Source organism: Empedobacter sp. UBA3239, from assembly GCF_002362875.1.
Lineage (GTDB): Bacteria > Bacteroidota > Bacteroidia > Flavobacteriales > Weeksellaceae > Empedobacter > Empedobacter falsenii_B.
Genome location: NZ_DEVJ01000015.1, coordinates 1 through 18,926 on the forward strand (window position 1 = coordinate 1; position 18,926 = coordinate 18,926).

General features: G+C 31.7%; 18 protein-coding genes and 1 pseudogene. 7 read left to right on the forward strand and 12 right to left on the reverse strand.

The window, feature by feature from the left end; genetic code table 11:
* Positions 1-247 (forward strand): annotated as a pseudogene (locus B4G36_RS02260) (osmotically inducible protein OsmC); the annotation flags it as partial.
* An 838-nt stretch (positions 248-1,085) separates the two neighbouring features.
* Here B4G36_RS02260 and B4G36_RS02265 read toward each other — a convergent pair.
* From B4G36_RS02265 to B4G36_RS02300, 8 genes are read right to left on the reverse strand one after another with little or no spacing between them, the layout of a single operon-like run.
* Complete coding sequence (locus B4G36_RS02265; protein ID WP_291061679.1) at positions 1,086-1,421, reverse strand: VOC family protein; 336 nt, start codon at positions 1,419-1,421, stop codon at positions 1,086-1,088.
* Positions 1,422-1,448: 27 nt separating this feature from the next.
* The gene (locus B4G36_RS02270; RefSeq protein ID WP_280045675.1) at positions 1,449-2,105 is read right to left on the reverse strand and encodes a DUF2461 domain-containing protein; all 657 of its coding nucleotides are present in this window, start codon (positions 2,103-2,105) and stop codon (positions 1,449-1,451) included.
* 3 nt (positions 2,106-2,108) lie between these two features.
* Positions 2,109-2,573, reverse strand: a complete 465-nt coding sequence (locus B4G36_RS02275; protein ID WP_280045677.1) for a DUF1801 domain-containing protein — start codon at positions 2,571-2,573, stop codon at positions 2,109-2,111.
* Entirely contained in the window at positions 2,573-3,502 is a 930-nt protein-coding gene (locus tag B4G36_RS02280) for a DUF1801 domain-containing protein (RefSeq protein WP_291061681.1), read from the reverse strand. The genes B4G36_RS02275 and B4G36_RS02280 overlap by 1 nt, the downstream gene beginning before the upstream one ends.
* 5 nt (positions 3,503-3,507) lie before the next feature.
* Complete coding sequence (locus tag B4G36_RS02285; protein ID WP_291051756.1) at positions 3,508-3,963, reverse strand: hypothetical protein; 456 nt, start codon at positions 3,961-3,963, stop codon at positions 3,508-3,510.
* Between the two features lie 3 nt (positions 3,964-3,966).
* A complete protein-coding gene (locus tag B4G36_RS02290; protein ID WP_291051759.1) occupies positions 3,967-4,149 on the reverse strand; it encodes a hypothetical protein in 183 nt (60 codons plus the stop codon).
* Between the two features lie 12 nt (positions 4,150-4,161).
* Positions 4,162-4,569, reverse strand: coding sequence for an SRPBCC family protein (locus tag B4G36_RS02295; protein ID WP_291051763.1), 408 nt, complete (start codon positions 4,567-4,569; stop codon positions 4,162-4,164).
* Positions 4,570-4,590: 21 nt separating this feature from the next.
* Positions 4,591-5,037: an SRPBCC domain-containing protein gene (locus B4G36_RS02300; protein ID WP_291051766.1), complete on the reverse strand. Its 447-nt coding sequence runs from the start codon at positions 5,035-5,037 to the stop codon at positions 4,591-4,593.
* 173 nt (positions 5,038-5,210) lie between these two features.
* Between B4G36_RS02300 and B4G36_RS02305 the strand changes: the two genes are divergently transcribed.
* Entirely contained in the window at positions 5,211-7,061 is a 1,851-nt protein-coding gene (locus B4G36_RS02305; protein WP_291061683.1) for a CocE/NonD family hydrolase, read from the forward strand.
* Between the two features lie 52 nt (positions 7,062-7,113).
* Here B4G36_RS02305 and B4G36_RS02310 read toward each other — a convergent pair whose 3' ends face one another.
* Together B4G36_RS02310 and B4G36_RS02315 are read right to left on the reverse strand one after the other, a co-directional pair.
* Positions 7,114-7,530, reverse strand: coding sequence for an OsmC family peroxiredoxin (locus B4G36_RS02310; protein WP_291051772.1), 417 nt, complete (start codon positions 7,528-7,530; stop codon positions 7,114-7,116).
* 245 nt (positions 7,531-7,775) lie between these two features.
* The gene (locus B4G36_RS02315; RefSeq protein WP_291061685.1) at positions 7,776-8,792 is read right to left on the reverse strand and encodes a WD40/YVTN/BNR-like repeat-containing protein; all 1,017 of its coding nucleotides are present in this window, start codon (positions 8,790-8,792) and stop codon (positions 7,776-7,778) included.
* A 184-nt stretch (positions 8,793-8,976) separates the two neighbouring features.
* On the opposite strand from B4G36_RS02315, the gene glsA reads away from it, so the two are divergent.
* The 5 genes from glsA (at position 8,977) to B4G36_RS02340 (ending at position 14,290) form a co-directional block, all read left to right on the forward strand.
* On the forward strand, positions 8,977-9,918 hold the full coding sequence (gene glsA / locus B4G36_RS02320; RefSeq protein WP_371875726.1) for a glutaminase A: 942 nt from the start codon (positions 8,977-8,979) through the stop codon (positions 9,916-9,918).
* Positions 9,919-9,924: 6 nt separating this feature from the next.
* Positions 9,925-10,818 carry a LysR family transcriptional regulator gene (locus tag B4G36_RS02325; RefSeq protein WP_291061687.1) on the forward strand — a complete coding sequence of 298 codons (894 nt, stop codon included), beginning with the start codon at positions 9,925-9,927 and terminating at the stop codon, positions 10,816-10,818.
* A 73-nt stretch (positions 10,819-10,891) separates the two neighbouring features.
* Positions 10,892-11,851: a YeiH family protein gene (locus tag B4G36_RS02330; RefSeq protein WP_115000367.1), complete on the forward strand. Its 960-nt coding sequence runs from the start codon at positions 10,892-10,894 to the stop codon at positions 11,849-11,851.
* A 52-nt stretch (positions 11,852-11,903) separates the two neighbouring features.
* Positions 11,904-12,611, forward strand: a complete 708-nt coding sequence (locus B4G36_RS02335; protein ID WP_219033971.1) for a peptidylprolyl isomerase — start codon at positions 11,904-11,906, stop codon at positions 12,609-12,611.
* A gap of 29 nt (positions 12,612-12,640) precedes the next feature.
* Entirely contained in the window at positions 12,641-14,290 is a 1,650-nt protein-coding gene (locus B4G36_RS02340) for a B12-binding domain-containing radical SAM protein (RefSeq protein WP_219033972.1), read from the forward strand.
* Positions 14,291-14,347: 57 nt separating this feature from the next.
* On the opposite strand, the gene B4G36_RS02345 is transcribed toward B4G36_RS02340, so the two are convergent.
* Entirely contained in the window at positions 14,348-15,766 is a 1,419-nt protein-coding gene (locus B4G36_RS02345; protein ID WP_291061689.1) for an efflux transporter outer membrane subunit, read from the reverse strand.
* A gap of 2 nt (positions 15,767-15,768) precedes the next feature.
* Positions 15,769-18,924, reverse strand: a complete 3,156-nt coding sequence (locus B4G36_RS02350) for an efflux RND transporter permease subunit (protein WP_291061691.1) — start codon at positions 18,922-18,924, stop codon at positions 15,769-15,771.
* Positions 18,925-18,926: the final 2 nt, after the last annotated feature.

Here is an 18,926-nt window from a genome sequence, read left to right on the forward strand (position 1 = left end):
TGTTGGGCAAAAAGCACATAAAATTGATGTAATTTCTTACCAAGATCATTCGCAGGCCACATTGCAAGTTAATCCTGACGGAAGCGGAAAGATTGTAAAAATAGATTTATTTCCTGAAATTATTATTTCTGATTCATCACAAACTGAGTTAGCACTTTCGCTACATAAAAAGGCAAATGAATTGTGTTTTATTGGGAATTCATGCAATTTTCATGTATATCATCACGCAAAATGTAGCGCGAAATAAAACCGAGCTAAACTCGGTTTTAATAATTTATTATATTCCTAAAAATATCTGAAAAATTATTAATAAAATAATTTTCCTCATAAGAAGTAATAAATTCTGGAGATTTAGTTAATGTTGTATTATTTAACTCAAAATTTATTTTCTGAGAAAATAATAACTCTCTATTTTTTAAATTAAGAACCTGTAAAGCAATGCCATATCTACTTTTCCTTCTTCAGGTAATTTCGCTTTATTAAGACTTAGATACTGAGCTACTTGAATATACGGTTCTACTTTTAACTCTACAATAAATGCATAATCATAGTAAGTATCATGATTTATAAAATTCATAAATTCATCAGACTTATAGTATTCATCATAAAACTCTAATGAATTAACAATCGTATTTTCATCATTAAATAATCCTTTTACAGATTGGTCAATTTTTTCATGAAGTTTATCTGTACCCTCTGGAAAATCATTCTTTATAATGACATAATTTTTTGTTCCTCTAAATTAAGTTGAACAGTATTATTTTCATTTAAAGAAACATTTTTTTCGAGGCGATTTACATTATACGAATTGCACGAAGTAAAAATAATTATTAAAAGTAAAAAGCTATATTTCATGGATATAAATAAGATTTCACCAAAATTTGATTGTAAAAATGAATTCGATAATCTTTCATACTTATTTTATTAAGGTTCAATTTCGTTATTAAATCTGTAATAATAGTACAATATTTTATTTTACATCGAATGTGCTTTATATCCTTCGAAATGAATCATCCAAAATGTTCAAACTTGATCAATAAAAGACGCATAAAGTTCTGCAAAAAACTGCTCAGCCAAAGGCATTTCTAACGTTTTACATTTACCGAAAGACGACCATTTAATTGATCCGCTTCTGCGGGATTATCAACATCAATCATAATGTAATTATTATTTACAGCTTTGTATTGATGTCCAAACTCTTCAATAATATCAGAACCCATTAACATTGTTGTTTCATTAATAAACAATGCCACATGCGAAACTTTATCCTTTGCACTTTCTGGAATCTGAAATTCTGGACTTGGCGGCATATCTCCCATTTTATACATCCCAATATTTTGCGTTTCAAAAACAGTTTCATAAAACTGAAATGCCTTTTCGCAATCTCCGTTAAAATTTAAGTAAGCGTGTACTTTAGCCATAATATTGTATTTTTTGTGGTTATTTTTTTAGTATAATGGTTGACCATTTTCATCGGTTGTTAGAACCTCGGTCATATAATCTAAAAATGGTTGAAGAACTTGAATTGATTTTGCCACTTTCTGTGGAAAATCTTTTGCTAAAACTTCTTCATCCGTAAAATTCTTGATGAATAAATATTGCTTTTTACGTAATAATTCAATTCGTTCATGATCTTTAGAAAAACCTTTTGGAGCAGATTTCACTTCATCTCCTTGCATTTCACCAAATTCTTTCTGAATCATTTTTGATTGCAAAATCTTCGCTAATTCATCCGAAACTTCAATATCTTTTCTAATACGAAGCAAATCATCGCGCTCTGGTCCCCAAAAACCAACACCTATAAAATTACGATTCGGTTGAATATGGAAATAATATCCTCCTCTATTTTGTGGTTTCTTTCGACCTGTTTGTGCAGAAAAATGAGTTTTATAAGGAGTTTTATCGTGAGAAAAACGAACATCTCTGTAAATTCTATAAATTTTGAGCGGTTCTAATTCTTCCTTTTTAGTTAATTCTTGGTAAATTGCATTGAAAATTGAATCTGCTTCCGCTTTTGCCGTATCAAATTCAACTTTGTGCTCCGTAAACCATTCGCGGTTATTATTTTTTTCTAATTTTTTTAAAAATTTATCGATTTGTGACATGATTTATTTTTTTCGAGTAAGTAGTACTTTTTCATAATTTTCTATCCATTGTTGTGGCGTAATTTTTTGCGCTAATTCTTCGATTAATTTGAACGGAATATCTTCCACTTTTTTGAAACGAATACAACTTTTTCCCATATCTAATTTACGTTTCGAGTATTTTGGATATTCACCAACAAACCAATTCAGCAATTTGTCGTCCATATAAATTCCCATGTGATATAACGCAATAAAATTCTTTTGAGAAGCGATATTGATAAACGGCAACGGCGATTTCGGATCGCAATGATAACCATTCGGATAAAGTGAATGCGGCACAACAAACCCAAGATGACCATAGCTCAACTGCAACTCGAAACCAGCGGGTAAATTATCCGCCAAAATTTTAATTAATTTCTCAACAGCTTCTTTTCTTTCTACTGGAATTGACGTTAAGTATTCTTCTAAATTTGCGACTTCGTATTGCATTATTTTCGGTATTTATCATTCAAACCTTTGCCTTCCATAATCATAGGTTTTATTTTTTCGATGCGAGAAATTTTCGTTTTCTCTTGTTTTGCTTCATCAATATATTCAATGTATTCTTTTTGTTTTCCATTAATTAAAGCTTTAAATGAAGTAAATAACTTATCATCTTGATTTAAAACATCTTTCAAAATTCCATCAACTTCTTTTGGCGTAGATTTTTGAGGTTTTATTTCTTTTCCATCTTTCACTAATTGAATCGCTTCTAAGACATATTCTCTTAATTTTTCGACATCAATTTCATCGGCAGAATTAAATCGCCATTGACGCAAAGCTTTCGTTTTTTCTTCATTTGCGTTCACCAAAACTTTGTATGGATCTTTCAAGAAAACACCATTTTGAAACCACAACGCAAAATGATTTTTGAAGCCACTAAATGCTAACACATTTTTCTTGTTGAACGTGTAAATATCTCCACCCCATTTAAACTCTTTTATAAGTTCTGTTTCATTTACAACTTGTTGAATTGTCTCATTCGCTTCCGTCGAATTTGCATTGTATTTTGTCCATTCTCCAGTTTTTAGATCTTTCATCAAATTAACTTTATACAACACAATTTCCTTTAACAATTTCTTCGGTAAAGCTTTATCCAAGGGAAGTTGTATTGCTCCTTTTGATGTTTTATAATCGGTCAAATCATTTATAAAATGTTCGATTGTTTCAGCTCCAGGATAAATTACTACATGATTTTTAAACATCGCAAAATGAATAACATTTCCATTCAAACGAAATGTTGGCATTTTATAATTAATCGTTTCTGTTGCTTGTGGTACAGTTTCGTGAATAATTTTTCTTATGTTTTCTAAAATCTCCTGTTTAGTTTGATCAAACCCAAGAATATATTCATCAATAGTTGTGAAATTATCTGTCATCATCATTAATCCTCGCAAATTTCTTTTAACTTGCGCAGTGCATTTATCCACATTTCTCTGACTTGAGCTTCTGGAAAAACCTGATCATCTATTTCTACCGAACAGGTTAATCGTGTGTGACCTTCTACATCTTCCAATTTATACGTTTCTTCTGTATTTTTCCACGCATCAATTTCTGGTCCATCAAAAATCTCTTGACCATCTTCGTTCAGCTTTCCTATATGACGCATTTTGATTGATTTTCCTACAATATTTTCATCTATAGTAGCAATCATCGCAGCCGAACCTTTCTCGGTCTCATAAGTGAAATAAACATGAGAACCTTCGGACCAATCTCCTTTAAAATCTGAAGTTTCACTAAACGGTTTCGTCCAAATTTTATACGAATCTGGCGCAATCATTACTTTATGCACATGCTTGGGTCGCGCATAAATAACTTCTGTAAACGATACTTTTTTCATATTTTAAGCATTTGCTAATCCAAAAACAGCTCCAGCAGGATCTTCTACAATTGCAAATTGAAGATTTCCTTCTTTATTTTTAATCTCATGAATAGATTTCCATCCCATTTCCAACGCTTTTTGCAAACTTTCCACAACATTTATCAACGGAAACCATTTGACCATTTTTGATTTATTTTCATCCATCTTCTACTATTTTTAGCGTTTTGATTCAACATAATTTTTGAACCTATTCAAAATAGCTTGCCAACCTTGTTTTTGCATTTCAGTAGAATTTTGACTTTCTGGTTCAAATTTTTCTGTGATTTTGGTTAAATTATTCTCTTCATGAAAATTTATTTCAACCTTGCGACCATCTGCAATGTAGTAACGAATAAATTTATTTGGAATGATTTCGTCATATTTAGCTTCAAATTCGAATTGAAAACTACCATCTTTTGCAGCCATCGTACTGTTTAGTTTTCCTCCAACTTGCAAATCATTTTCTGCTTTCGGACAATGCCAATCATCAGAAGCTTGATTCCATTTTACAATATCTTCAGGAGAATTAAAAGCTTTCCAAACTTGATCTATTGGAGCATTTATTATTGTTTCAATTGTGATCATACGTATGTCTTTTGTTGATTTTTAAGGTTTCATAAAATCAAAAGCACCTTTGCGCAAATTAATTCCGTATTCGAGATAAGCTTTCAGACAAGCCAAGAAATTAGCCCAACCTTCTGTTTGTCCCATCAATTGCTTAATTCCAGCTTCATCATCATTCATTTCATGTTCAATGACTTTAACAATTGTCGAATCATTTTCTCCTATTTCGAGAAAAATCTCCACCAACATATCATCAACTCCACCGCTCCAATCAAAAGAAATGTATTCATCTTGTTTTAAATCGCCTCCCATTACAGGAAAAATATCATCAAACTCAGGGAATTTCCATTCAACAATTTTTCCAGTTTCGATAGCACCTGTAGAAGAAGCGATAAAATATTGATTCATTTTATTTGGATTAACAATCGCATCAAAAACTTCATTTTTAGATTTCTGAATTTGAATTGTTGCTTTTGCAGTTAACTTCATTTCAATTGATTTTGGCTAACTAATTTAATCAAAAAAAGTGTTCGAATTTTCGAATTCATAAAAAATAATTAAAACTTTATCGATATTGAAATCATTTGTAGAAAATAATTCGATTTATACTTTAAAAAAATAAAAGTTTTTTACATTTATAGTATTGTAAAATTGATAAATACGTGAAAAAATTTACTCAAAAAGCAACTCTACTTAGTCTTATTTTGATGAGTGGAATTAGCTATGCGCAAGATGCAAAAGCAGATTCTGCCTATGTTAGAGAGCATTATGAAAAGACCGAACAATTGATTCCGATGCGAGATGGAACGAAATTGTTTACGGCTATTTATACGCCAAAAGATCAAACCAAGAAATATCCTGTTTTACTTCATCGAACACCTTATACAGCTGCGCCTTACGGAGCAAATGAGTATAAAAAATCGCTTGGCAATTTCCCTGCAGAAATGCGTGAAGGATTTATATTCGTCTACCAAGATGTGAGAGGAAAATGGATGAGCGAGGGTGAATTTGAAGATGTACGACCTGTTAATAAAACGAAAAATAAAAAGGTGATTGACGAAAGTACAGACACCTACGATACATTGGAATGGTTGGCAAAAAACATGAAAAATTACAACCAAAAAGCTGGAATATACGGAATTTCTTATCCTGGTTTTTATTCGACAATGAGTTTGGTTAATTCACATCCAACGCTAAAAGCTGTTTCGCCACAAGCACCAGTTACGAATTGGTTTTTAGGCGACGATTTTCATCACAATGGTGTTTTATTTCTGAATGATTCTTTCAAATTTATGTCGTCATTTGGTGTGAAACGTCCGCAACCAATTACGCCAGATAAAGGTCCAAAATCATTAGAATATCCAATCAAAGATAATTACCGTTTTTATTTGGAAGGCGGATCTGTAAAGGAATTGAAGGATAAATATTTCCAAGATAATATCAAATTCTACAATGATTTGTTTGCACATCCTGATTATGATCAATTTTGGCAAGATCGAAATCCTTTGCCACATCTTACCAATGTGAAACCTGCTGTGATGACGGTTGGTGGTTTCTTTGACGCTGAGGATGTTTATGGTGCTTTTGAAACCTATAAAGCGATTGAAAAACAAAATCCGAATGCGACAAATATTTTGGTAGCTGGACCTTGGTTTCATGGTGGTTGGGTTCGCTCTAAAGCCGATACGTTTGGCGATATGCAGTTTGGAACGCCAACAGGTGAATATTATCAGCAACAAATTGAATTACCTTTTTTCAATTATTATTTAAAAGATAAAGGAAATTTCAAACCGACAGAAGCGCAAATCTTTATCACAGGTTCTAACGAATGGAAACAGTTTGATACTTGGCCACCAAAGAATGTGACAACTCAGAAAATGTATTTGCAAGCCAACGGAAAAATATCTTTTCAACAGACTAATAATACAAGTTTTGATGAATATGTAGCAGATCCAAATAATCCTGTTCCATATCAAGGTGGTGTTTTAGAAAGTCGTCCACGAGAATATATGGTCGATGATCAACGATTTGCGTCAACTCGTCCTGATGTTATGGTTTATCAAACCGATATTTTAACGGAAGATATGACAATTACAGGTCCAATTATCAATCATTTATTTGTTTCATCAACAGGAACAGATGCTGATTATGTAGTAAAATTGATTGATGTTTTTCCTGAAGATACACCAAAATATAACGGAAAATTGATGGCTGGATATCAAAATTTGATTCGTGCCGAAATTATGCGAGGAAAATACCGAAATAGTTTTGAAAAGCCTGAAGCAATGGTTCCTAATCAGAAAACAAATGTAACGTATTCTATGCCAGATGTTGGACATACTTTCAAGAAAGGAAATCGTATTATGATTCAAGTTCAGAATACATGGTTTCCTTTAGCAGACCGCAATCCGCAACAATTTATGAATGTTTATGAAGCAACCGCGAAAGATTTCTTGAAACAAACACAACGAATTTATCACGATTCTTACATCGAAATTCCTGTTTTGAAATAACAAAAAAATCCAACAAGTAACTTGTTGGATTTTTTATTTTGATTCTAACAATTTATTCAACTAAAACTGCAGAAACCAATATTTTTTCGAAACTAAATGAAACACTAATCGGACAGGTTTCTTCTGCTTCTTTTGCTATTTTCTGAAATTCTTCATCTGTAATCGAATGAATTTTTGCTGTTAAGCTTAATTCTGATCGAACAACTTTTCCTCCTTCAAAAACAATTTTACAATCGGTTTCTAATTTTTCTACTGTATAACCTGCGTCACCAAGTAATGCAGAAGTTTTCATAGTAAAACAACCTGCATGAGCCGCTGCCAGAAGTTCTTCTGGGTTTGTTCCTACTCCTTCTTCAAATCGACTTTTGAACGAATATTGTGTATTATCTAATACTGTACTTTGTGTGGTTAATGTTCCTGATCCTTCTGTGACCGAACCATTCCAAACTGCTTTTGCACTTCTTTTCATTTTGAATATTTTTTAGATTGAATTTTATTAAAGTTAAAGATTATGAAATCATAAGAAGAATTAATTCTCAACTTTAAGAATAATTTTAACAAAAAAAGTTCAGATAAAAATATCTGAACTTTTACTAAAAAAACTACTAACCACCCTTTACTATGAATTGTATTAGGTTATTCAAATTTAATAAGAAACTAATATTTATAAAATTGAAAATCAATTTCTAATCTAATTTTAATTTTAGAAAATATTTATAACGTAACTTTTCCAATCTTTCCTTTATTCCCCACCAAAATCACATATTTCTTATCTGGCGAAACTGTACACTTATTGTAACTATCTTTTGTGATATTTGTCCAATTATGTCCTCCATCTGCTGAATAATCCACTCCTGAATATCCACAAACCAAGACTTTATCTTTTGAAATAATTGTTACACCAGATTTATATCCTGTTGGATATTTCCATGAATCTTGAAAAGCAATTTTACCATTTGTCAACTTAAATTTATAGAAATTATAGCTCGAATCTTCTGGTTTTGTAAAATCTCCACCAACCAAGTATCCTACATTATTTGTTACGTCATAAGCCATTCCATTAATTCCAGAAGTAGAACTTTTTGTTTTCTCTAACGCATAAATTTGTCCACCTTTGGGTGTATAATAGTATAAATTCGACAACTCTCCTCCTGTAACAATCAAGGTTTGTTTTGCATCTACATATAAATTACTCCCACTTGAAGCAAAAAAAGCTTCTTTCGAATTTTTTAGACGCAAAGGTTGACCATGAAACGATATTGAAACTTCCCATTTTGTCGGATCAGTAATTGAAGAAGTTATTACAAATGGTTTATCTGATGACATTGGATCGCCCAAGACAGTAATTTTCTTCGAAGTTTTATCCACATAAATTGCATCTAAAAAAATACCTTTTTCATTATTTTCATACATTTTATTCCATGATTTTCCGCCATCTTTCGTTTGCAAAATATAAGCAGGAGAATCAATTCCTAAAGCTAAATAATTATCTTTTCCTAAAACTTCTACATCTCTAAAATCTCTATTTTCAACAACTTTCGGATTAATCCAACTAAATGTTTTACCACCATCTATCGTTTTACCAATTGTATTTTTTGAGCCAGAAACAATAAACGTTTTTGCATCCTGAAAAGCCAAACCTCGGTAACTAACAGACGAATTTTCCTCATTAATCACTTGATAGGTTTGCGCAAAAGACAAACTCGATAACAATAGGACGAAATATTTCATTTTTTTATAAATTTTAGATTCTACATTTTATATAAAACTATTTTATCTCGGCGAATCAACCAAATATTTTTTAAGTTTGTGTTTTACATCAAATAAAATGAAACGATATACATTCTCAACATTACTTCTAAGTCTTACTTTAACATGTTTTAATCCAATTAATCAAACTGTTTATGGACAAAATATGTCAAAAAATAGTTCGAGAAGTTTACAGATTAATGAAAAAACATTAAACGATATTCTTGAGAGAAATAAAGCTTTTTACAAAGAAGGAAAAGTTGCCGATTATATTCCAGAATTAGGAAAAATGCAAGCGGATAAAATTGCTTTTTCTGTAGTTAATGAAAATGGTAAAGTGATAAATGTTGGCGATATCAATCAAAAATTTACAATTCAAAGTATTTCTAAAATCATTGCGTTGATGATTGCTGTTACAGAAAAAGGGGAGAAAAATGTATTTTCTAAAATGGGTTATTTCGGAACAGATAAACCATTTAATCATTACGCAAACCTTGAAACGACAGGAAAACCTCTGAATCCAATGATGAATGCTGGTGCGATTTTAACAACTTCTATGATTGATGGTGAAGGTGAAATTCCTTTCAAAAAAATCCTTGAAATGGTTCGCTACATCACCAAAAATAATTCGATAGATTATAGCAAATCCGTTTATAATTCTGAAAAAGAAACGGGACACAAAAATCGTGGAATGTTTTATTTGATGAAAAATAATGGCTTGATTGAAGGTGATGAAGAAAAGTTGAACAACTATTTCAAACAATGTTCTATCGAAGTAACTGCCGAAGATTTAGCTAAAATTGGTTATTTCTTTGCGCATCAATGCACACGTTTTGATGGTGATGCAACGTATAAAAATCCAGAAATCTCACAGTTAATTCAATCTCAAATGTTGACTGCTGGAATGTATGAATTTAGTGGCAAATATTCACGCACCGTTGGTTTACCAAGTAAATCTGGCGTTGGTGGCGGAATTACCGTTTCCGTTCCAAACAAAATTGGTATCGGCGTTTTCAGTCCTGCACTTGACGAACATGGGAATTCCGCAGCTGGATATCATATGATTTTGGATTTGGTAAAGCAATACAATTTAAGCTTATTTCAATAATTTCTTATGTTCGATTTTAGATTAAAAGTTTTTGATACGGTTGCTAAACGATTGAATTTCACGAAAGCAGCAAACGAATTAAACATAACACAACCAGCTGTTACAAAACACATTAAAGAAATTGAATTAAATCTTAACATTAAGTTATTTGAACGAAATGGGACGAAAATAAAATTGACCAAAGCTGGTGAAATTCTATTAAAATATACAGAAGAAATTTTTTCTGTTTATCAAAAAATGGAATTTGAAATTGGGCAATTACAAGAAAAACAAAAAGGAATTTTACGTTTGGGTGCAAGTACGACAATTGCGCAATATGTATTACCTCCTATTTTGGCAGAATTTCGAAAAAGATTTCCTGAAATTCAATTGAGTTTGGTGATTCAAAATTCGGAAAGAATTGAAGAATTATTAGGAAATCATAAAATCGATGTCGGTTTAATTGAAGCTCAAATCAAAAATAGAACGTTTCATTATTTTCCGTTTATGAAAGATGAAATTGTGTTAGTTTCTCGTCAAAATCATTCTATTTTTACCAAAAATAATATCAAATTAGATGATTTAAAGAACATTCCGTTGGTTTTTCGGGAACCTGGTTCTGGAACTTTAGAAACCATTGATTTAGCTTTAAAATCGAAAAATATAAAGCTAAATGAACTCAATATCGAAATTCAATTGGGAAGTACAGAAAGTATAAAATCGTATGTGTTACATTCTGATGCTTTAGCGTTTTTATCAATTCAATCTATTTTACAAGAACTTAAAAATCAAACTTTAACTATTATTGACATTAAAAACCTTGTGATAGAACGTAATTTCAATTTTATCATTCCAGAAGGTGATCAATCTAAATTGGTGAATTTGTTTATTAATTTTTGCAATATTTATAACTTAAAGTAATAATAGATTACTTTTTATCATTTCTTTTTGAATAATAAGTACAAGAAATTTGTACCATAAAATTATTCAAATCATGAAAATTATACATTCAGAAAAAGGCTTATTTCAACAATTCACTACACAAAAAGTTATCTTTTTAATTTGTGCATTTCTATGTTTAATGCCTTTTATAAGCTCTCCTATCGCATTAGTTTTAGGATTTGTTGTTGCGCAAATATTTGGAAATCCATACGAAGTACAATCACGAAAAGTATCAAACACTTTACTGAAAGTTGCTGTGGTAGGTTTAGGATTCGGAATGAATATTTTTTCGGCTATACAAGCAGGAAAAGAAGGAATTGTATTCACCGTTGTAAGTATTTCTACGTTGATGATTTTAGGATTTTTATTTACCAAACTCTTCAAAATTGAAAAAGCTACAGGCTACCTAATTTCCGCTGGAACAGCAATTTGCGGAGGAAGTGCAATCGCTGCAATCGCGCCAATTACAAAAGCAAAACCCAATCAAATTTCGGTTGCTTTAGCAGTAGTTTTCACATTAAACTCAATTGCATTATTGATTTTCCCACCGCTTGGACATTTATTCAACTTATCTCAACACGAATTTGGTTTATGGTGCGCTATCGCAATTCACGACACAAGTTCTGTCGTTGGAGCAGCAAGTAAATACGGAGAAGAAGCTTTACAAATCGCTACAACAGTGAAATTAGCTCGCGCACTTTGGATTATTCCATTATCGTTTTTAACCTTATTGTTTTTCAAAAACAACACATCAAAAATTAATATTCCGTGGTTTATTGGTCTATTTTTAATCGCTATTTGTGTGAATACCTATGTACCTTTTGTCCATCAATTTAGTCCAATTATTATCGATCTATCTAAAGCTGCTCTTACGCTTACATTATTCTTAATCGGCACAAGTTTATCATTCAAAATGATGAAAAATATCGGCTACAAACCGTTATTAATGGCGATTATTTTATGGGTAATTATTGGTGTTGGAAGTTTAATTATGATTATGAATTTAGCTTAAAATCATTCAGATTTCTATATTTGTTGTTATCTTTAGAACAAGAAAATTTACAATGAATCATCGATTATTAAAAAATATTGCTCTCGGAATTGGATTTTCAATTTCGAGTTTTGTTTCTGCGCAAACCTATACTTTAAAATTCAAAACTAATTACGGAAAATTTGATGTAATGTTATATGATTTCACTCCCAAACATCGCGATTTGATTTTGAGTGAGATTAATAAAGGAACTTATACAAATGCACAATTTAACAGAGTTGTGAAAGATTTCGTCATTCAAGGAGGCGAATTAGATGATCCTATTTTGGCGCGAGAAGCCGAACATCCAGAGCAAAAACCGATTCGTTTAGCGCCAGAATTTAATCCGAAAGCTTTTCATAAAATGGGAGCTTTAGGTGCTGGTCGAGATGGAAATAAAGAAAAAGCTTCTTATTACAATCAAATTTATTTTGTTGTAGGAAAAAAAATTACAGCGAAAGAATTAGATGATTTGGAAACTAAAAAAGGAATCAAATTTACAGCAGAACAACGCGCTGAATATTTAAAAAATGGCGGACAGCCTCGTTTAGATCATGATTTTACAGTTTTTGGAGAAATTACAAAAGGTTTAGACAAAGTCATGAAAATTAGTGAATTTGAAACAAAGAACGAATTACCATTAGAACCTGTTATTTTTTCAATCAAAGTGAAAAAGAAAAAAACGCCTACAAAATATAACAAAACAAGTGTTTCTTTGGGCGGTACAGCGATAGGTTTTTAATTATTATTTTTGCAAATCAATTACAAATTATGCAATCATCAATTTTATTAACGACTTTAAACGCAAAATATATTCACCTCAATTTGGCAATTCGTATTTTGTACGATTTAAATCATCATCATGGAAATATTTTTTGGAAAGAATTTACGATTAAATCTGACTTTGATGAAGTTGCAGAAAAATGCGTTAAATACAATATTATCTGTTTTAGTTGCTACATTTGGAATATTACGCAGACGTTAGAAGTTTGTAAACGAATCAAACAAATTTCTCCTGAAACTAAAATTTTGTTGGGTGGACCAGAAGTTAGTTACGAATATGATGATGTGATTGCAAATGATTATATCGACTATATCATTGTAGGTGAAGGAGAAATTCCGTTCGAGGAATTTGCAGCAAATTATCCCGCAATAGAAAATGTACCGAATTTAGTTTACAAAAAAGAGAACAAAGTTGTTTTCAATGCACAAAATATTCAATTTGATATTAATCGATTAAAAGGTCGAAATCCTTATCAATACGATAATCCAGCGGATTTGGAAAAGAAGGTTTGTTACATCGAAACTTCTCGTGGATGTCCTTATAAATGTGAGTTTTGTTTAGCAAGTTTAGACAATAAAATGCGCTATTTGCCGATGGAAACCATTAAAGAAAATTTGTTGTATTTGATGAAGCATGGAAAAACAATTAAGTTTTTGGATCGAACATTTAATATAAAACGTGATTTTACGATCGAATTGTTTCAATTTATTTTGGATCATTATCGTGAAGGAAATGTTTTTCAGTTCGAGATTACAGCAGATATTGTTCATCCTGATATTATAAAATTCATCAACGAAAATGTTCCAAAAAATCTTTTCCGTTTCGAAATCGGAATTCAAACCGTTAATCAACAAAGTAATCGAGAAGTTTCGCGCAAGCAAAATTTTGAAAAAACGTCAAATGTTATCAATCAATTGAAAGATCGTATTGAGATGCATTTAGATTTAATTGTTGGTTTACCTTTGGAATATATTGATGATTTGAAATTTAGTTTCGAAGAAACCTTTAAACTATATCCACCAGAATTGCAATTAGGTTTTCTGAAATTTCTGAAAGGGACTCCAGTTCGTCAAAAATATGAAAACTATGGTTACCATTTTGATCCAATGCCGCCTTATCAAATTATAAAAAGTGATTTTTTAAGTGAAAATGATTTAGAAAATATTACTGCTTTAGAAAATGCTCTGGAGATTTATTGGAACAAACCAAGAACGCCAGAAACGCTGAAATATATTAGTCAAAAGTATTCTATTTTCGATTATTTGATGGGATTAGGACAATATTTTGAGCAGCATCATTTGTTTCACAAACATACCTTGAACGATGTTTTTCAAACGATTTACGATTTTGCGCAAACATTTACAAACGACAAAATTATATTAGAATTAATCGCGATTGATTATTATAGTTTTCATAAATCAAAACCAAAAGATTTATTTGAAATGGAACAAAAAATTGAAGAAGATTTGAGTGAACTTGCTTCTCATCCAAAAAGTAAATTTGTTTCGATTCCAATTTCATTTGATTATCTAATTTGGAAAGATGAAAATCGAATTGAAGAAACTACTGAAAATTGGTTAATAGAATTTGTAGGAACTTCTCACAATATTATTCATTGCGAAGTTTTAGAGAAATAGAAGTATAAAAAAACCTCTCAAATATTTGAGAGGTTTTTTTCTTAAGATTAGAATTGCTTATTGCCATCCACCTCCAACAGCGCGATATAATTCGACCATTGATGATAAAGATGATAATTTCGCATCAACAACATTCAATTCAGCATTCAACCCATTGTCTCTTGCTGTAATTACTTCTAAATAGTTTGCCATACCGTAGTTTAACAATTCTTCAGAATAGGTAATTGCTTGATTGTATAATTGATATTCTTTTTGTTTATATTCAGCTTTCTTCGTTGCTGCATCGTATGTGTATAACGCATCAGAAACCTCTTTACTTGCATTTAAGATTTTGCTTTTATAATTAATCAAAGCATTTTCTTGATTTGCTAAAGCAACTTCTTTTTGGGTACGCAATTTACGTTGTTGTAATAAAGGCTGAGTTAAGCTACCGATAACCGTCGCAAATAAAGATTGCGCACTAAACAATTTATCGATATCAATTCCTTGTACACCACCTGTTGCAGTAATAGAAAGAGAAGGATAAAAACTTGCATTCGCAACGTTAACATTCTCAAAAGCGTTCATCAATCCAAACTCTGCAGCTTTGATATCAGGACGATTTTCTAATAATTGAGCTGGAACACCAACAGATAATTTTTCGTCAATTTTTTGAGAAGCTAAGTTTGTACGATTAATAGATTGAGGATTTGTTCCTAACAAAATACTCATCACATTTTCATTCATCTTAATTCCATTTTCGACGTCAACCAATAATGATTTCACATTGAACAATTGCGCTTCTGTTTGGTTAACTGCAACTTCTGTAACATTACCAGCTTCTTTCAAAGCTTTCGTTGTTTCTAAACTTTGCTCGCGGTTGATTAAAGTTTTATCTAAAATTCTTTTTTGCTCATCTAAAGCCAATAAGTTGTAATACGCATTTGCAATAGAAGCAACAATTTGTGTTTTTACCGCTTTGTGCGCTTCTACGGTTTGTAAATAAGTTGCAGCAGATGCACGTTGATTACTTCTGATTTTACCCCAAATATCTGCTTCCCAACTTAAGTTACCTGAAACTTCATATTGGTTTGCAGCTCTTTTACCTCCTTGGTTAGCAATAGCTGCCCCAAACTGAGTATTTACTGAACTTTCTGTAAATGTATATTTTGGTCCAACAGATAAAGTTGGTAAATAACCTGCTTTACCTTGTTTAGCATACGCTTCAGCGACTGCAATATTTTGCAGTGCTGAACGTATATCTAAATTATTTTGTAAACCTTGATTAATCAAAGCTTGTAATTGAGTATCTGTAAAAATTTGTTTCCAAGAAACAGTTGCAACACTTGCACTGTCTTTTGCAATAACATCTGTTCTGAAATTTGCTTCATTTACAACAGCTTCAGGACGATGATAATCTTTTGCTACGAAACAAGACTGAACAGCAAACAATCCAGTAGCAATTAAAGTAATATTTAATATTCTATACTTTTTCATAATTAGATTGAATTATTATGTTCAACTTCTCCTTGTGGACGGTCAAATTTCATTGGTTTGATTTTCTCTTGTAATGTTTGGAAAATAACAAACAATACTGGAATTACGAATACCCCTAAAACTGTTCCGATTAATAATCCAAATGCTGCTCCAGTACCAACTGAACGGTTACCAGCAGAAGAAACTCCTGTTGCAACAACTAATGGCATTAAACCTAAAATAAAGGCGAAAGATGTCATTAAGATTGGACGTAAACGTGCTTTTGCACCATCAATAGCAGCTTGAACAATTGTCATTCCGTGTGCACGTCTTTGTAAAGCGAACTCTACAATCAAAATCGCATTTTTAGCTAATAAACCAACTAACATGATTAAGGCAATTTGGAAATAAATGTTATTTTCAAGACCAGCTAACCACTGAGATAAATATGCTCCCATAATACCACATGGTACAGATAATAATACTGCTAATGGTAATACGTACGATTCATATTGTGCAGATAAAATAAAGTAAACAAACACAATACATAATGCAAAGATTAATACTGTTTGTGAACCTGCATTTACCTCTTCACGAGTTAAACCAGAGAAATCTGTTCCATAATTAGCAGATAATACTTGTGCATTAACTTCGTTAATTGCATTAATCGCATCACCTGTAGAATAACCTGGTTTTACAGCCCCACTAATATTTGTATTCGTAAATAAGTTAAAACGGTTAATAGAGTTTGGTCCATATACACGGTTTAATATTACAAACTGTGATACTGGAGTCATTGTTCCATCTGTTGTTTTAACGAACATTTTATTTAAACTCATTTCGTTGATACGATCTTCTGGTAATGCTTGAATATAAACACGGTATTGTTTACCAAAACGTGTAAAATCTGCTGCATATAAACCTCCAATATATCCTTGTAATGTAGAGAAAATTGAACTAACTGAAACACCTGATTGTTTTGCTCTTTCGATATTAATATCAATTTCATATTGAGGGAAATTAGTATTTAAAGAAGATTGAGCATATAAAATCTCAGGTCTTTGCATTAATGCACCAATATATTCATTAGCGAATTTATTAAAGTCATTAATTTCTCCTCCGGTTTTATCCATTAACTTTAATTCGAAACCAGATGACATACCAAAACCAGGAATTGCTGGTGGTTGGAAGAAAATCATTTGAGCATCTGGAATTTGAGCAGCAGCTCCAAATAATTTACCAATAATAGTATTTACCTGTAAATCATCTGTTGTACGCTCTTCGAATGGTTTTAATTTTACGAACATCATACCGTAGTTAGATCCCGCACCATTAATAATAGAGTTACCAGAAATAATTGTTGCTTTATCAACTCCTGGGATATCTTTTATTTTTTGTTGGAATTCTCTCTCTACTTCATAAACACGGTCCATAGAAGCACCGGCTGGTAATTCGATATTACCAATAATGAATCCATTATCCTCTGTTGGTACGAATCCTGATGGCATCATTTTACCAATTCCATAAATTCCGAAAGCAGAAGCAATAATGATGATAAATGAAATCCATTTATGTTTAAATAAAAACTTAAATGATCTTCCGTATTTATTTGTCATTGTATCAAACGCTGTATTGAAAGCATCAAATAAACGTTGAACAAAATTACGTTTGTGTTCTCCTTCTTCATGAGCTTTTAAGAATAAAGCACATAATGCTGGAGATAATGTTAAGGCATTTAAAGCAGAAATTAAAATAGAAACAATTAAAGTAATACCAAATTGTTTATAGAAAACTCCTGTTGGACCAGAAATAAATGTTACAGGAACAAATACCGCACACATTACTAACGTAATAGAGATAATAGCTCCAGAAATTTCGTCCATTGCATTCTTAGTTGCATCTAAAGGTGTTTCATGATGAGATTCCATCCTAGCGTGAACAGCTTCCACAACAACAATGGCATCATCCACCACAATACCAATGGCGAGAACTAAGGCAAATAACGTTAACAAGTTTAATGAGAAACCTGCTAAGTTTAAGAAAAAGAATGTACCAATAATAGAAACAGGTACAGCAATTAACGGTACTAATGTTGAACGGAAATCTTGTAAGAAGATATATACAACAATAAATACTAATATAAATGCCTCAATCATTGTATGAATTACCTTCTCAATAGAAGCATCTAAGAATGTATTCGTATCCATTAAAATAGTATATGATATACCATCTGGAAATTGTTTAGATGCATTCTCAAGTTCAATTCTTAAGTTATTAATGATATCTTGTGCATTAGAACCTGGTGTTTGGTAAACTGCAAATACAGCAGATGGATTACCATTCATTTCAGATGTACTAGAATATGTTTGTGCACCAAACTCAATATCTGCAACGTCTTGTAATCTTAAAACTTGACCATTACCTAATGATTTTATAACAATATTACGGTATTGATCTTCCGTTTTATAACGTCCAGAATATGTAATTGCATACTCAAAAGATTGTCCAGCATTTTGCCCTAAAGCTCCAGCTGCAGCCTCTAAAGATTCTTGTGATAATGCAGCAGAAACATCAGAAGGAACCAATCCATAGCTAGCCATACGAGATGGATTTAACCAAATACGCATAGAGTAAGTCATTGCTCCAAAAACTGTTGCATCACCTACACCATTTACCCTTTTTAAAGCAGGGATAACATTAATATTCAAATAGTTTTGAATATATTTTTGGTCATATTTTGGATTAGTTGAACTAACAGATGTAAACATTAAGGCAGACGTTTGTTGCTTTTGCGTTACAACTCCTGAACGTGTTACCTCTGAAGGTAATAAAGGAGTTGCACGAGCAACACGGTTTTGCACGTTTACCTGCGCAATATCTCCATCTACTCCTGGTTTAAAAACAACTGTTGTTGTTGCTGAACCGTTATTAGATGCAGTTGATTGAATGTAGTCCATTCCCTCAACCCCATTTACTTGCTCTTCTATTGGAATTACAACAGATTCCATTACTGTCTTCGCATTTGCACCTGGATAAGATGCAGTGATCTGAACAGTTGCAGGAGCAATATCCGGATACTGAGTAACTGGAATAATAATCAATCCCAATACACCCAATATTAATATAATAATAGAAATTACCGTCGATAGAACGGGTCTTTCAATAAACTTTTTTAACATAC